The organism is Streptomyces sp. NPDC003943, from assembly GCF_053605265.1.
The window spans coordinates 1-16004 of sequence record NZ_JBSGIW010000070.1; the positions used below are offsets into that span (position 1 = coordinate 1).

11 protein-coding genes are annotated in these 16004 nt (G+C 71.9%); 3 read left to right on the forward strand and 8 right to left on the reverse strand.

The genetic code is table 11. The features are described 5' to 3' along the window. Positions 1 to 411: 411 nt before the first annotated feature. Both ACWEV0_RS25570 and ACWEV0_RS25575 read right to left on the reverse strand, forming a co-directional pair. Complete coding sequence (locus ACWEV0_RS25570; protein ID WP_453151796.1) at positions 412 to 1833, reverse strand: non-reducing end alpha-L-arabinofuranosidase family hydrolase; 1422 nt, start codon at positions 1831 to 1833, stop codon at positions 412 to 414. Between the two features lie 405 nt (positions 1834 to 2238). Continuing rightward, entirely contained in the window at positions 2239 to 3021 is a 783-nt protein-coding gene (locus tag ACWEV0_RS25575) for a helix-turn-helix transcriptional regulator (protein WP_453151830.1), read from the reverse strand. 144 nt (positions 3022 to 3165) lie between these two features. Between ACWEV0_RS25575 and ACWEV0_RS25580 the strand changes: the two genes are divergently transcribed. From ACWEV0_RS25580 to ACWEV0_RS25590, 3 genes are all read left to right on the forward strand, one after another. Then, the gene (locus ACWEV0_RS25580) at positions 3166 to 3981 is read left to right on the forward strand and encodes a phytanoyl-CoA dioxygenase family protein (RefSeq protein ID WP_453151797.1); all 816 of its coding nucleotides are present in this window, start codon (positions 3166 to 3168) and stop codon (positions 3979 to 3981) included. Next, positions 3978 to 4268, forward strand: coding sequence for a hypothetical protein (locus ACWEV0_RS25585; protein ID WP_453151798.1), 291 nt, complete (start codon positions 3978 to 3980; stop codon positions 4266 to 4268). Before ACWEV0_RS25580 ends, ACWEV0_RS25585 begins: the two co-directional genes overlap by 4 nt. 71 nt (positions 4269 to 4339) lie before the next feature. Then, the gene (locus tag ACWEV0_RS25590) at positions 4340 to 6484 is read left to right on the forward strand and encodes an alpha-galactosidase (RefSeq protein ID WP_453151799.1); all 2145 of its coding nucleotides are present in this window, start codon (positions 4340 to 4342) and stop codon (positions 6482 to 6484) included. Between the two features lie 186 nt (positions 6485 to 6670). On the opposite strand, the gene ACWEV0_RS25595 is transcribed toward ACWEV0_RS25590, so the two are convergent. The 6 genes from ACWEV0_RS25595 to ACWEV0_RS25620 form a co-directional block, all read right to left on the reverse strand. Beyond that, positions 6671 to 8656 carry a glycoside hydrolase family 31 protein gene (locus tag ACWEV0_RS25595; protein ID WP_453151800.1) on the reverse strand — a complete coding sequence of 662 codons (1986 nt, stop codon included), beginning with the start codon at positions 8654 to 8656 and terminating at the stop codon, positions 6671 to 6673. 121 nt (positions 8657 to 8777) lie between these two features. Next, a complete protein-coding gene (locus tag ACWEV0_RS25600; protein ID WP_453151802.1) occupies positions 8778 to 10331 on the reverse strand; it encodes an alpha-L-arabinofuranosidase B in 1554 nt (517 codons plus the stop codon). Between the two features lie 166 nt (positions 10332 to 10497). Then, a complete protein-coding gene (locus ACWEV0_RS25605) occupies positions 10498 to 11040 on the reverse strand; it encodes a phosphotransferase (protein ID WP_453151803.1) in 543 nt (180 codons plus the stop codon). Positions 11041 to 11127: 87 nt separating this feature from the next. Next, positions 11128 to 13410: an alpha-xylosidase gene (gene yicI / locus ACWEV0_RS25610; protein ID WP_453151804.1), complete on the reverse strand. Its 2283-nt coding sequence runs from the start codon at positions 13408 to 13410 to the stop codon at positions 11128 to 11130. Next, positions 13407 to 14864, reverse strand: a complete 1458-nt coding sequence (locus ACWEV0_RS25615) for a GH1 family beta-glucosidase (RefSeq protein ID WP_453151805.1) — start codon at positions 14862 to 14864, stop codon at positions 13407 to 13409. The genes yicI and ACWEV0_RS25615 overlap by 4 nt, the downstream gene beginning before the upstream one ends. Next, positions 14861 to 15844 (reverse strand): acetylxylan esterase, encoded by a 984-nt coding sequence (locus ACWEV0_RS25620; RefSeq protein WP_453151806.1) that lies wholly within the window; start codon positions 15842 to 15844, stop codon positions 14861 to 14863. The genes ACWEV0_RS25615 and ACWEV0_RS25620 overlap by 4 nt, the downstream gene beginning before the upstream one ends. Positions 15845 to 16004 lie beyond the last annotated feature (160 nt).

Here is a 16004-nt window from a genome sequence, read left to right on the forward strand (position 1 = left end):
GGTGGCGCGCGGGGCCTCGTGCCTGGGCCGGCCTCAGGCCGGGTAGGGCAGGTCCGCCTCGCGCGGCCGGCCTGACGTGTACGGCGCCGTTCGGCCCGCCGGTCCGCAGCCGCCAGGAGTGCGGGCTGTCGGAGCTGACCCCGCCGGTCTCTCCGCGCGGCAGTACCGGCCCCGCGCCGTCCGCGCAGCACGGTGGCGGCTGCCGACCCCGGTCATCGGCGTGGGCACCATGTCGCTGACGGCACACGTCGGGCTCTTCGTGGCCTCCACGACGCCGAGCACGCCGCTCGGCGACAGCGGTCCGGCACCAGGCGCCCTGGAACCGGACGCGCACAGGGAAGGGACCCCGGCCACCGCACGGCCGGGGTCCCCCAAGGCGTTGAGTGCCGGCTCTCAGGTGAACCGGGCGGGTCAGCGCTGCAGGGTGAGCACGCCCGGCCGGTACGGCAGTTGCAGGTAGGGAGTGCCGTCCGAGGAGGGGCTCCTGCCCTGGTAGAGGAGCTGCAGGTTGCAGGGGTCGATGGTCATGGTCTGGTCGGGGTTGTTGCGGACCAGGTCACCGTGGCTGATGTCGTTGGTCCAGGTGGCACCGCTGTTGGCCTGGCTTGCGAAGGAGTTGCTCGGGGTGGCGGCCTGCGGGGTCCAGGAGCCGTTCAGGCTGGTGGCGGTGAACGAGCGGAAGTAGCGATGCTCGTTCGCGTCCCGAGCCTCGACGATCATGAGGTACTGGTTCTGGCCCTGGACCTTGTAGACCTGGGGCGCCTCGAACAGGTTCTGCACCGTGTCGCTCATGACCGTGGTGTACGAGGAGCCGAAGCTGCCGGGGAAGTTCCCGATCGGCATGCTCGCCCGGTAGACGCTGCCGTTGTCACCGGCGAAGAACAGGTACATGTTCTGGTCGTCGGCGATCAGGGTCGGGTCGATCGGGCCGCCGGTGGGGAGGCTGCCGGTGAACAGCGGCTGCGGCGCGGACCAGCCGGTGGGGTTGGTGGGGTCGCTGGACGTGCGGTAGGTGAAGGGCCAGGCGGTCCCCCACCCCAGTGAGGCCAGCACCCAGATGTTCTTGGGCGCGAAGTAGAACAGGGTGGGCGCCACCGCGGACGAGGGCATGGAGGTCTGGGTGGCCGAGGCCATGTCCGACCAGTTCGCGAAGGGAGCGAATCCCATCGACTTCCACGACGATCCGTCGGAGTAGGTCGCGTAGACCAGGTGCTTGCCGTTGTGGACCACGTCGGTGAAGTCCTTCAGCGACGCCCAGCCGTTCGCCGGCTCCGCCAGCGGACCGGTCGAGGTCCACCGGTACGTCGACGGAAGAGCACACGTGGTGCCCGTCCCTGACAGGCCGGTCCACTTCTGATTGTCGGCGCCACTGCAGTTCCAGAGCTGCACCGCCGTCCCGTTGGCCGTACCGCCGCCGCTGACGTCCAGGCACAGCCCGGACTCCACCCCGACGACCGAGCCGTCGGAGTTCACCCGCCACTGCTGGTTCGCGCCGCCGTGGCAGGCCCAGATCTCCACCCGGGTGCCGGCCGTGGTGGCGTGGCCCGGAACGTCCAGGCACTTGTTGCCGTACACCGTCAGCTGGTTGCCGGAGGTCAACGTCCACTGCTGGTTGGTCCCGCCCGAGCAGTCCCAGATCTGCAGCAACGCTCCGTCGCTCTGGCTGGCGTTCGGCACATCGAGACACCGGCCGGAACCCACACCACGCAAGGCGCCACTGGTGGCCGCCTGAGCCGGGGCTGCGACGAGCATCGACGCACACGCCACCACGGCCGCAACCACGGCGGTGAGCACTACGGACAGAGGCCTGCGGTGGGAACTTCGTCCACGCATCGAGATGTCCTATCTGTAGGGATGGAGCTGCCACACGGTCTGGTTGCCGTCGACACGCGCGCTACCTGACGGTGCGCCAGGAGGTGGGATCGGCCGGCAGGAAACCTCGCCCTTGCCCCTCGGGCTTCAGAAGTCCCGTACGGGCGCTTCTCCCGGCAGGGGCGAGGGAGCCGGCGGAGGGGTACACCCCGACCGGCCGTGCGCGAAGGCGTCGCCGTCAACCGGGTCGGCGAGGGGCGAAGTACAGCTCCGCACGGATGTTAGCGCTAACAATTCAGAGTTCGAAGTGAGCCTTCCTGTTGGGAGGCAGACGAGATCTTGAATGCGAGCGGAGTCAATACCCGCCCACCAGGGCCCGTCAAGACCGCTGCAACAACTTTCGATGACGGAGGCTGCGCAGGGTGTCTACCGGACGGAACGGGCGGCACGGATGCCGCGCGGGGAAGCCCCCAGTTCACGACGGCAGATCTTGTTGAACGCCTGCAGGTCGGGAATGCCGACCGAGGCGGCGACGGCGGGGATGGAGAGCGTGGTGGCGCGCAGGAAGTGCCTCGCCCGGTCCATCCGCCGGGCCCGGATGTAGCCGACCACCGTCTGCCCCGTGGCGGCCCGGAACAGCCGGGTCAGGTGGTTGTGGGAGACGCCGACCGTCCGCGCGATCTCCGCCACCGTCAGGGGCTCCGCCAGCCGCGCCTCGACCAGGGCCACTGCGGCCGCCACCGCGGGGTGGACGGCCTGCGCGCTCCGCCCCTGGGGTGGGGTGAGCCGGGCGACCCGCCACAGGGCACCCCACACCTCGGCGACCGCCCGTGACGGCGTGTGCGGCCAGGCGGCCAGCGCCTGCCGCAGCTGCACGGAGAGGAAACCCAGTTCCGGACCGGCCTGCTGGATCACCGGGATGCTCGTGGCCGCTCCCCCGGCACCCAGACGGAGGTGGACGTAGAGGTGCTCGGAGCGGCCCCGGTAGCGGTAGCGGACTTCGGCCCCGGGCGGTACGAGGCTGACCCGGCCGGGGCGGATCGCGTGCTCGGTGCCGTCGACCGTCAAGTCGGCGTCGTAGCCGTACAGATGGAGCTGCCACAGGTCCGGCAGCGAGAACACGTCCACGTGGCCGGCCGGCCCGTGCACGCCGATGCCGACGGCGGCGAGTTCCGGAGGCTCGTCGAGATGGGCGATGGCCGTGTGCATGGTCACGTGTTCTACCACGGCGTCCGCAGCACGATCCAGGGTCGTGAACCTCGGTTCACGGCAGGGGGGCAGGGTGAGAATCGACCACTACTGGGTGAACTCGGCCCACCCGGCAGGGCGGCGGGCGGGCCTAGCGTGGCCGTCATGGAGAACAGGCAGGAACTGCTCAGCTCAGTGCAGATGGCGCGCTTCGTCGCGCGCGGATCGCTGCGGCTGGACGCGGTGGTCCCGGCGGAGATGAACGCCGAGGGCCTGAAGGTGCTGGCTGACGACGTGCCGCCGGTGCCGTACGGGACGCCGTTGTCCGCGGCCTACCCCGAAGGCTCGTTCGTCCGCAGGCTGCTCGAACTGCCGCGGATCGCAGGGGCGCTGCGCAGCCTGGTGGGCGTCGAGCCGTGGGTGGACCACCACTTCGTGCACACCCGCGAACCCCACGGCGGCGAAGCCCAGCCGCTGCACGGGGACGCCATCATCGATGTCCGGCAGGACGCCTTCGACGTGCAGATGATGTACTACCCGCAGGCGGTGACGCTGGAGATGGGCGGCACCCTCAGCGTGCCGGGCAGCCATCTGCGCCGGACCAACGAGTCGGACACCGGCCGCTACCAGAACCTGCGCGGCCAGGACCGGCTGGTCTGCCCGGCCGGGACGGTGGTGTTTCTGCACCACGGCCTCTGGCACGGGGGACGGCGCAACGACAGCGACACGCTGCGCTACATGTTCAAGATCCGCTTCAATCCGACGGAGCGGCAACAACGGCTGTGGGACACCTCGGATCTCCACGATCCGCAGGTGAACGCGGAGTTGGACGCGATGTTCCCGTGGTACGAGTGGGCGACCGGTCGCCTGGAGCGGTACAACCGCATCCTGCTGTGGCGGGCGCTGACCGGCGACGACAGCTACGACCTCGACCACTGGGTGACCAGGGTCTCCAACCGCCCCGCGGGGAGGACGGCATGACGACCGACGCCGCCCGGCAGCAGATACTGGTGCTGTACCTCTCCAACTCCGCGCTGGACTCCCACGTCGTCGGCTGGGCGAGGTACGACGGCACCGGCCGCACCTCGCCCACCACCGGCGACAGCGACGAGCCGCCGTACGAGACGGGAGTCGCGGCGCTCCGGGACGGCTGGCGACTGTTCCAGGCCGCTCAGCTGATCCCGCCGTACCCGGGCCACGAGTACGACGTCTCCTTCCTCAAACACGAGTTCTTCTTCGAACGGATCGTCGACGCATCGGCGGCGTGACCCGCCCAGGGCATTTGTGAGCGCTGACCGAACTGACGGAACCGAAAAACCACCCCCTGAACGAGGACGAAATGACCGAGGCGAATCTCGTCGTGCTGTCGGCCGGTGACGCGGCCCTCGCGCTCGACGCCACCGGACCCGAGATGCCCCGGGTGCTGCACTGGGGCGTCGATCCCGGCTTCCGCGCCGGCGACGCCGCGCAGGTGCTCGACGCCATGGGCCGGACCTCGCGCCACCAGGCCGGGAGCCTGATGCCCTCCCAGGGGCGGGGCTGGGGTTGGTTCGGACGTCCGGCCCTCGCCGGGCACCGCGACGGCCGGGTCCGCCCGACGCGCTTCGAACTCTCCGAACCGGTCGCCGTACGCGCCCAGGACGGCCGGGGCGGCAGCCTCCACGTGCGGGCCCTGGACCCCGGCGCGGGGCTCGCGCTGGACACCGAGCTGCAGATGACGGAGCAGGGCGTGGTGCGGCTGCGCCACACCCTGACCAACACGGCGACGGACACCTACACCCTGGACGTGCTGGCGTGCGTGCTGCCGGTCCCCGCCCACGCCGCGGAACTGCTGGACTTCGCCGGCCGCTGGGCCCGTGAGCGCTCCCCGCAGCGCGCCCCGCTGCGGCAGGGCGTCTGGTCGAGGGAGAACCGGCGCGGCCGCACCGGCTTCGACGCCGGGCTGCTGCTCGCCGGAACCGGAGGCTTCGGCTTCCGGCACGGCGAGGTCTGGGGCGTGCACCCCGCCTGGAGCGGCAACCACGTCCAGTACGCGGAGCGGCTGGCCGACGGGACGACGGTCCTGGGCGGCGGCGAACTGCTGGACGCGGGTGAGATCCGGCTGGCGGAGGGCGAGTCCTACCGAACCCCGTGGGTGTACTTCGCGACCTCCGGCACGGGTCTGGACGGAATCAGCCGAGGCTTCCACGACATGCTGCGGGCCCGGCCACAGCACCCGGCCACCGCCCGGCCGGTCACCATGAACATCTGGGAGGCGGTCTACTTCGACCACGACCCCGAACGGGTACGCGCCCTAGCGAGCACCGCGGCGGCGGTCGGCGTGGAACGGTTCGTCGTGGACGACGGCTGGTTCCGGCACCGCCGCCACGACCGGGCCGGCCTCGGCGACTGGTACGTCGACGAGAAGGTGTGGCCCGACGGACTCCGTCCGCTCGCCGACCACGTCCACGGGCTCGGCATGCAGTTCGGCCTCTGGTTCGAGCCCGAGATGGTCAACCCCGACTCCGACCTGGCCCGCGCCCACCCCGACTGGTTCCTCGCCGACCCCGACCGCCTCCCGTTCGAGCAGCGCAGCCAGCACGTCCTGGACGTCGCGCACCCCGACGCCCACGCCTACCTGCTGGAGCGGATCAGCACCCTCGTCGGGGACGTGGGCATCGACTACATCAAGTGGGACCACAACCGCGACCTCGCCGACGCCGTCCACGACGGCCGACCCGGCGTGCACGCGCAGACCACGGCCGTCTACCGGCTCCTGGACGAACTGCGCGGCCGCCACCCCGGGCTGGAGATCGAGTCCTGCTCCTCCGGCGGGGCCCGCGCCGACCTCGGCATCCTCGAACGCACCGACCGGATCTGGGGATCGGACAACATCGACCCGATCGAACGCCAGGCCATCCAGCGGTGGACCGGCCTGCTCCTGCCCCACGAGCTGATCGGCTCCCACATCGGCTCCGCTCCCGCCCACATCAGCCACCGCGACACCACGCTCGCCTTCCGCTGCGCCACCGCCCTGTTCGGACACGCCGGCATCGAATCCGACATCTCGAACTGGTCGCAGGACGAGCTGAACACGCTCACCACGTGGGTCAGTGCCTACAAGCAGCTGCGCCCGCTGCTCCACGGCGGCGACGTCGTCCGCACCGACCACCCCGACCCGGCCGCCTGGGTCCACGGCGTCGTCTCGCGGGACCGGACCCACGCCGTCTTCGCCTACGTCCAACTGGACACCTCCGTCGCCGAGAACGGCGCGCCCGTACGCCTCCCGGGGCTCGAGCCCGCGACCCGCTACGCCGTGCGGGTGCGCCCCGAACTCTCCTCCCCCGAGGACACCTGGCCCGCCTGGGCACGGCGTACGACCGCACTCACCCTGACCGGCCGGTACCTGGCCAAGGTCGGTCTGGCCTCCCCGGGCCTGGCCAACCGCCCCGGCCACGCGTTGGTGGTCGAGGCGCAGGCGCAGGCGTCGGCCGCGCAGAAGTAGTCGTCCGCCCACCGCAGGGCTCCCCGCCCCGACCGCAGGAGCAGGACCCTGCGGTCGGGGCGGGCCGGTGTGCCGCGGACCGGCGGGCTCCGGCTCGGCACGTCGGCAACCGGATCTTCTCGGGCCGGTGCTCAAGGGCCCCTACGACGACGACCACCTCAAGGACACCGCCCACGTGGGGGCGGGCTACCAGCCGAGACTGGCCGCGACGTCGGCGCCTTCCCGTACGAAGACCGGGATGCGCTCCAGCGGGGCCCCGGCGTCGAGCGTCGTTCCGCCCTCCAGCACACCGCCGGTGGCCGGGTCCCGCCAGCGGGTGCCGGACGGCAGGTACACCCGGCGGGCCCGGACGCCCGCCTCGTACACGGGGGCCACCAGCAGGTCGGGGCCGAGCAGGAACTGGTCGTCCACCTCCCAGGCGTGTTCGTCCTCGGGGAAATCGAAGAACAGCGGACGCATGGGCGGGGCGCCGGTGCGGTGGGCGTCCTCGGACAGCCGGTGCAGGTACGGGCGCAGGCGCTCGCGCAGCGACAGGTGGTCGCGGAGGATGCCGTACGCCTCCTCCCCGTACGACCAGACCTCGTTCGGCCCGCCGGTCATGTCCGTGGCGAAGGCGGGGTGGTTGGGCTCGCGGTCCCCGTGCAGCCGCATGACCGGGCTGAAGGTGCCGTACTGGAACCACCGGATCAGCAGTTCACGGTACTCCGGGTCGTCCGGGTCGCCGCCGAAGAAGCCGCCGATGTCGGTGTTCCACCAGGGGATGCCGCTCATCGCGACGTTCAGCCCCGCCCTGATCTGCCGCCCGAGGGAGTCGAAGGTCGTGGGGATGTCGCCGGACCACAGCAGGGCGCCGTACTTCTGGCTGCCCGCCCACGCCGAGCGGACCAGCGACAGCGGCCGGTCCTCGCCCGCCGCGCGCAGGCCCTCGGCCACCGTGCGGGCATGCTCCAGCGGGTAGAGGTTCGCGGCCTCGGCGGCCGGCCCTGCCGCGTAGACGGCGCGCTCGGCGAGGCCCGGGGGCACGTCGGGTTCGCAGGCGTCCAGCCAGAGGCACGCCACGCCCAGCGAACGGTAGTTGTCGTTCAGCCGCTGCCACAGCGCGGCGCGCGCTCCGGGGTGGGTGGCGTCGTAGTACGCCATCGGGCGGATCAGGGCATCCCCGCCGAACCGGGAGGGCCACGGGAAGGTGAGCAGGCCGCCGTCCGCGTGCCGCACGAGGTGTCCGGCCGCGCGCAGTTCCTCGTACGCGTCGCTTCCGGGCTCGACGGTGGGCCACACCGAGACGGCGAGCTTCACACCAAGGTCCGACAGTTCCTTGACCATGGCGGCGGGATCGGGCCACTCGCTCTCCTCGAAGCGCCAGTCGCCCATCCTCGGCCAGTGGAAGAAGTCGCAGACGATGACGGACAGCGGCAGTCCCCGCTCCTTGTACTGCCGTGCCACGGCCAGGAGTTCGTCCTGGGTGCGGTAGCGGAGTTTCGACTGCCAGAAGCCGGACGCCCACTCGGGGAGGAGGGGCGGACGGCCGGTGGCCCGGGTGTAGGAGTCCAGGATCCGGGCCGGGGTGTCGCCGGCGGTGATCCAGTAGTCGATGCGCCCGCCGCCGTCGGCGGTCCACCGGGTGGTGTCGGCGCCCAGTTCGACGCGGCCGGTGGCGGGGTTGTTCCACAGCAGTCCGTAGCCGCGCGAGGAGTGCAGGAAGGGGACGGCCGCCACGGTGTTGTGCTGAACGAGGTCGATCACACAGCCCTTCTGGTCCAGGCGCCCGTGCAGGTGCTGCCCCAGGCCGTGCAGCCGTTCGCCGTCGTAGGCCTCGAAGGACTGCTCCGTCCGGCCGCCCGTCGCGTGGACGCGGGAGCCGGCATGGTGCGCGTGCGGGCTGCGCTCGGCGAGGAGTTCGCGGCCCGACGCGGCATCGACGAACCGCAGCCGGCCGTCCGCCGCGGCCTCGACGGCGATGCAGCCGTTGACCAGACGGGCGGAGCCGTCGTCCGAAACGGACACCTCGGCGTGCGGGGCGGGCCGCGGGTTCTCCAGCGCACCGGGGGCGGTGGGGTCGATGGTCCCGGACGAGGCCCGCACCCGGACGGCGTCCGGGCCCCAGGGCTCGATACGGAGGATCTCTGCGGCGGTGTGCCGTTCCAGGGCGCCCGCTCGGATGCTGTAGGACAAGGGTCGGTTCCTCTGCTCCTGGAGTCGGTCGGGTGGTGTCACGCGGTTCGTCGTGGACCGGCCCGCCACCGCCGGCGAAGCGGGGGCGGGCCGGTGCGCGCGGTGGTGCTGCCCCGGTGGCTCAGCCCCAGGGCTGGGCGATGAGCCAGCTGGTGTCGGCGGCCCAGCTGGTGCCGCTGTCCCAGCTGTTGGAGCCGCCGTTGCTCGCTATGTAGGCCGTGTAGTTGTAGTGCCGGATGTACTTCGCCGGGAAGTTGACGGACTGGAAGGAGGTGCCGACCCCGCTGTTGCCCCTGGTGGGGCAGAAGGTGGCGTCCTGGGCGAAGGCGCCGGCGCCGTTGTCGAAGTCCAGGTAGAGCTCGTAGTCGTAGTGGTGCAGGAACTGCCCGGGGTTGTTGGCGGACTCGAAGGAGAGGCAGGAGCTGTTGGCCAGGCCGGCGCGGACGATCCAGGTGGCGTCGGCCTTGTCGGTGGCCGAGCTGGAGGACCCGGTGCTGGAGATGACGACCTTGTTGTCGGCGTCGTTGTGGCGGAGGAAGTGCGAGGTGCAGCAGGGCGCGGTGGTGGCCTGCAGGGAGATCCGGGAGCCGGGAGTCAGCGTGCCGGTGCCGGTCGAGCCGCTGTTGTAGCCGGCGGCGGTGATGTTGGCCTGGACCGCGTTCTCGGTGGCGTCCGACGGGTAGCCCTGGGTCATGACCCCTTCGTAGAAGGTGCCTTGGGCCCACTTGCTGTTGTCGCCGCCGATGCCGAGGATGATCGCGCCCTCCTTGTGCATCGGGTTGTAGCCGGTGGCGTTGGGGCGTGCGCCGTTGTAGAAGGTGGACAGGCCGCCCGACTGGGCGTCGCCACCGCGGAGGGCCCACTGGTTCGGACCGCCCTTGAGCATGGCGGTCAGGAATCGGTGGTTGACGCTGGGGTCGTTGGCGTTGAACCCGCGGTTGACCCCGGAGAACAGGCCGTTCTCCAGGTCGGCCATGACCCAGGGGCCGTTGCCGCTGCCCCAGCCCCAGCTCTTGTTGTTGCCGAAGTAGAGGGCTTCCATGTGGCCGTTGCCGGTGTCCAGGTTGTTGGTCTCGGCGTTGCCGTAGTCGAAGCAGCAGCCGCCGTTGAAGTGCGTGCCGTCGAAGATGGCGTACATGCCCTCGGGCTGGTCGCCGGTGGCGATGCCGTTGGTGTTGTTGTTGCGGTAGCCGGTCCCGGGGGCCACGTAGACGCCGTACGCCTTGTGCCCGCCGACGGTGACCGGCGCCTCGAAGGCGTTGGCGAGGTTGTCCGGCCCGCCGGCCGCCCCGCCGGCAGGCGCCTGGGTGAGGTGGTTGCCCTTGCCGGACTGGTCGTAGAGCACGGTGATGACGCAGCTGGTGCCGGCGCAGAAGGAGTCCTGCGCGGCGGCGTCGGCGTATCCGCCGGCGCTCAGCGGGGCGATGTCCCTGGTCGCGTTGTCGGAGGCGCGCCTGAGCTGGTACAGCGGGCCGTCGTACGCCCCGTACAGGGCCCGGGTGGTGCTGTGCGCCGCCACGCACGGCGTGCCACCGGCGCGGTAGATGTCGCACGGACCCTGGGTGGCCGCCTGCGAGGTCCCGGCCGTGGCGGTGAGCAGGCCGACGGAGAGCGCGGCGGTCGCACCGACCGCGAGGAGGGCCCGCCCGGCCCTGCGGATCGACGATTTGATCATGAAGCACTCCATTCACAGGTGGGGGGTGAGGTGAGCGGTCCGGTTCGGGCTCCGTCCCTCGTCGTCGTCGCCGGACCCGGCTCGGGCTCCCGCTCGTCAGCTCCAGGGGGCGGCCGCGAGCACTCCTTCGCGGGTGGAAGGAGGAAGGCTACTGATTTTGTTAGCGCTAACAATTTTCACCGGAGGGGGCGCGCGTGATGACGGAACGGACACCTCCCGTGCCGCAACGGGCATCACTATGGCCAGCCGCCAGGACGCCGTCAAGACATCGCGCATCGACGGACGGTCCAGCCTCAACTGCCGGTTGGTACGTCGCATCGGTCCGGCAGCGTGCGGGGCCGGGGTCGGCCGTCACCCCAGGGCCCGGAGGCGGGTGACGGCGTCGGCGAGCATCCCACAGGACGATGAACTCCTCGTCCGCGTCGAGCAGTTCGGGTGCCGGGACGCTGCCCTCCGGCAGGTCCGCGAGCCGCCGGTAGACCATCGTCTCCGTCCCGAGGATGCCCCGCTCGTAGTGGAGCACCGGTGCGTCGGGCGGTGGGGCGGGCTTGACGACGGCGGGTCGGCCGTCGTCCAGCAGGACGCGGTAGGCACTGTTGGACCAGCCGTCGGTCAGCTCGTGTTCCAGGCGGCACCCCACGCCGGCGGAGCCGCGCGGCAGGGCGTCGAGCGCGGCGGGCGTCAGGTGGCGCTTCGTGCGGCTCTGCATACGGCACTTCCGGGCGTGGGTCGGGCGGAAGGGGTCGAGGTCACGCGCCACGGTGCGGTGGCGCGTGACCTCGCGTCGGGGCCGGCCTCAGGCCGGGTAGGGCAGGTCCGCCTCACGGGTACCCGCCGGGCTGACGTGCACGGCGCCGCTCGGGCCGCCGATCCGCAGCCGCCAGGAGTGCGGGCTGTCGGTGGTCACCCGGATCCGGTCGCCGGTGCGGCGCAGGTGGAAGCGGGCGCTCTCGCCCGGGCCCGCGCTGCGCGGGATCACCACGGTGCACTCGGCGCCGTCGCCGAAGGCGTGGACCCGCAGCTCGACGCCCTCGGCCCAGGCGGAGACCGGACGCTGGTCGTCCGCCCCGAGCGGGATGACCGAGTCGGGGCGGGCGAGCAGCGGCAGGGTGTGGAAGTCGTGCTGCTCGCGCACCCACCGCGGGCCGGTGACCTGGTCGCCGGTCAGGATGTTGGTCCACGTCCCCTCGGGCACGTAGTACTCGACGGTGCCGTCCTCGGTGAAGACGGGGGCGACGAGCAGGTCGTCGCCGAGCAGGTACTGCCGGTCGAGCGTGGCGGCGGCCGGGTCGTCCGGGAACTCCAGCACCATCGCGCGCATCACCGGCAGGCCGGTGGCGTGCGCCTGCTGCGCGGCGCGCTGGAGGTAGGGCGCCAGGCGGTGCTTGAGCAGGGTGAACTCGCGGGTGACCGCGACGGCCTCCGCGCCGAAGTCCCACGGCACCCGATAGGACTTGCTGCCGTGCAGCCGGCTGTGCGAGGAGAGCAGGCCGAACTGCGTCCAGCGCTTGAACACGGCCGGGGTCGGGGTGCCCTCGAAGCCGCCGATGTCGTGGCTCCAGAACCCGAAGCCGGACAGACCGAGGGACAGGCCCCCGCGCAGCGACTCGGCCATGGCGTTGAAGTGCGACTCGCAGTCGCCGCCCCAGTGCACCGGGTACTGCTGGCCGCCCGCGGTGGCGGAGCGGGCGAACAGCATCGCCTCCCCCTCCCCGCGCTCCTCGCGGAGCAGCTCGAACACCGCCTGGTTGTACAGCTGGGTGTAGTAGTTGTGCATCCGCTCCGGGTCGGAACCGTCGTGCCAGACCACGTCGGTGGGGACGCGCTCGCCGAAGTCCGTCTTGAAGCAGTCCACCCCGACGTCCAGCAGCGCGCGCAGCTTGCCGGCGTACCAGTCGCGGGCGGCGGGGTTGGTGAAGTCCACCAGGGCCATGCCCGGCTGCCACAGGTCCCACTGCCACACCGTGCCGTCCGCGCGCCGCACGAGGTAGCCCTCGCGCATGCCCTCGGCGAACAGCTCCGACTTCTGCGCGATGTACGGGTTGATCCACAGGCAGATGCGCAGCCCCTGCTCCTTGAGCCTGGCGAGCATGCCGGCCGGGTCCGGGAAGGTGTCCGGGTCCCAGTGGAAGTCGCTCCACTGGTACCCGCGCATCCAGAAACAGTCGAAGTGGAAGACGCTCAGCGGGATGCCGCGCTCGGCCATGCCGCCGACGAAGCCGTTGACGGTGGCCTCGTCGTAGTCGGTGGTGAAGGAGGTGGTCAGCCACAGGCCCAGCGCCCAGGCCGGGGGCAGGGCCGGGCGGCCGGTGAGCGCGGTGTAGCGCTCCAGGATCGCCTTGGGGGTCGGGCCGTGGACGACGAAGTACTCCAGCGACTGGTCCTCGACGCTGAACTGGACCTGGCCGACGGACTCGGAGCCGACCTCGTAGCTGACCTTGCCGGGGTGGTTGACGAAGACGCCGTAGCCCCGGTTGGTCAGGTGGAACGGGACGTTCTTGTAGGCCTGTTCGCTGCTGGTGCCGCCGTCGGCCTGCCAGATGTCCACCACCTGGCCGTTGCGGACGAACGGGGTGAACCGCTCGCCCAGGCCGTAGACCAGCTCGCCGACGCCCAACGAGAGCTGTCCGAGCATGTGGTGGCGGCCGTCGGCGTCGGTGACGAAACCCGTGCCGCGCTCCCCCACCGAGGTCAGCACCCGGCCGTCGGCGGTGAACTCCAGCTGCCACGGCTTGGAGGTGTCCACCCGCAGCGTCAGCTCGCCCGAGCAGAGTTCCACGACGTCGCCGTCCCGGCGCACCTTCCCGGCGCCCTGCTCGGCGCCGGGCAGCGCGAACTCCGGCCCGCGCCGCACCGAGCCGGCGTGGTGGGTGGCGCGCACCCCGATCACGCCCTCGGCCGGGGACCAGCACTCGACGGTGAGCAGCGGGCTGTTGAGCGTGTCACCGCGGCCGCGCACGTGTCTGACGGGCGCGTAGAGGGTCATCCGGTCCTCGCCGGTGCGGAGGTCGGCGACCTCGGTGGCGTAGCGCGCCGTGACACCCGGGCGCATCAGCCAGTAGCCGTCGGTGAACTTCATCGGGCAGGTTCCTCCGTCCGCGCACGGTGCGCGGTGATCAGGCCCCGGTACCAGTGGTAGCTGTCCTTGGGCGTTCGGGTCAGGGTTTCGTAGTCGACGTGGACCAGGCCGAAGCGCTGCTCGTAGCCGCGGGCCCACTCGAAGTTGTCCAGCAGGGACCAGACGTAGTAACCGCGCACGTCGACCCCGGCGGCGATGGCGGCGGCGACGGCGGCGAGGTGGCCGGCCAGGTAGTCGATCCGTTCCTGGTCGTGCACCCGGCCGTCGGGGGTGAGGCTGTCGGCCTCGGCGGAGCCGTTCTCGGTGATCCAGAGCGGCGGGAGCCGCGGGTAGCGGGCGTGGAGCCCGGTGAGCAGCTCGGTGAACGCGGACGGGACGACGGGCCAGCCCATGGTGGTGAGGCGGCTGCCGTACGGGTTCGGTTCGCTGACGCCGATGTCCGTGGCGGTGCGCAGTTCGGGGTCGGCCTCGCGGTGCGGGGCGGCGGCGACGGTGACCGGCCGGTAGAAGTTGATGCCGACGAAGTCCAGCGGCGCGCCGATCAGTTCGAGGTCTCCCGGCAGGCGCCAGGGACCGTCGGCCAGCCCCGGCCAGGTCTCGGCCTCGTGCGCGGGGTAGCGCCCGGCGAACAGCGGCTCGGTCCAGACCTCGTTGTGCAGGACCTCGGCGCGGCGCAGTGCGGCGAGGTCCTCGGACCGGCCGGAGGCGGGGTGGAGGCGGTCGAGGTTGAGCGTGATGCCGACCTGTCCCACGCCCGCCGCGTGGAGCGCCTGGACGGCGAGCCCGTGGCCGACGAGGAGGTGGTGGGCCGCCGCCAGTGCCCCGCGGCCCTCCTGCGCGCCGGGGGCGTGCCGGCCTTCGGCGTAGCCGACGAAGGCGGAGCAGAACGGCTCGTTGAGGGTGATCCAGCGCTCGACCCGGTCGCCGTAGCGGTCGGCGGCGAGGGCCGCGTACTCGGCGAACGCCTCGGCGGTCTCCCGCACCCGCCAGCCGCCGCCCACGGTGGAGCCGCTGTTCTGCGGCGTCTCCAGGGCCTGTGGCAGGTCCCAGTGGTACAGGCTTGCGGCGGGCGCGATCCCGGCGGCCAGCAGTGCGTCGATCAGCCGGTCGTAGAAGTCCAGGCCCTTGGGGTTGACCGGGCCGGTGCCCTGCGGCAGCAGGCGCGGCCAGGAGATCGAGAAGCGGTAGCCGTCGACCCCGAGCCCGCGGAGCAGCGCGATGTCCTCCGGGTAGCGGTGGTAGTGGTCGCAGGCGGTGTCGCCGGTGGCACCGCCGAGGGTGCGGCCCGGGGTGTGGCTGAAGGTGTCCCAGACGGACGGGCCGCGGCCGTCCTCGTCGTGGGCGCCCTCGATCTGGTAGGCGGCGGTGGCGGCGCCGAAGCGGAAGCCGGCGGGCAGCTCCGGGAAGGCCGGGGACGTCACGGGTGTCCCGGCGCCGGAGGGCACGGCGCTCACAGCTCCGGTGCCAGCCCGCGCTCGCGCAGCCAGGCCAGCTGGGCGGGCGGGGTCGAGCCGCAGCCGCCGGCGTGGTCGGCGAACGGCCACACCGTCATGGTGCGGTCCTCGCCCGCGTAGTGGTTGAAGGCGGCGTAGACCGTCCGGGGCGGGCAGATCGGGTCCATCAGGCCGACGCTGAACAGGGCCGGAGCGGTGGCCCGCTGGGCGAAGTGGACACCGTCGAAGTAGTCGAGGGTCGCGAAGGTCGGCTGCAGACGGTGCCGGCTGTGCCAGCGCAGGTACTTGACGAGTTCCTGGTACGGACCGTCCAGGGAGGTCTGCGCGCCCTCGCGGTAGTGGCACAGGAACGGGACGTCGGGCATCACGGCGGCCACCCGGTCCCCGATGAGTCCGGCGACGGCGAGGGACAGGCCGCCGCCCTGGCTGCCGCCGGCCACGACGATCCGGTCGGCGTCGAGACCGGGCAGCTGCGCGACGGCGTCGACGGCGCGCACGCAGTCGGTCATCAGCCGCCGGTAGTAGTGGTTCTCGGGGGAGTCGATGCCCTTGGTCATGAAGCCCCCGACCCACTGGGTGGCGTCGCCCATGGCCCCGTCCGGGGTGTCGTGGCCCTGGCCCCGGCTGTCGACGACGAGCTGGGCGTAGCCGGCGGCGGACCAGAACAGGTGCTCGGTCGGCAGCCCGCGACCGCAGCCGTACCCCTGGTAACCGACGACGACGGGCAGCGGCCCGTCCACGCCGCGCGGGCGCAGCAGCCAGGCGGCCACCGGCTCGCCGTTCCAGCCGGGGAAGCGCACGTCGTCGACCTCGACGGTGCGCAGTCCGTACTGCGCGGTGACGCGTTCGGCCTTGACCGCCCCGCCGTGCGAGCGGGCCTCGGCGAGGGTGCGCTGCCAGAACTCGTCGAAGTCCTGTGGGGCGGTCGACTCGGGCCGGTAGCCGACGAGTTCGTCGACGCCGAAGTCGGTGACGGGCATGAGGGATTCCTCCGGGTGCTGCGAGTTCGAGGTCAGGTGGTGGGGTGTGAGCATTGACGTGCGGGCCGCCTCCGGGCGGCTGGTGACTGCGGGTCGACGCCCATGTGGCGGGCGGGATCGCCCGGGCGGTGAGCCAGGCTGGAACGGGTGGCGGCCCGTC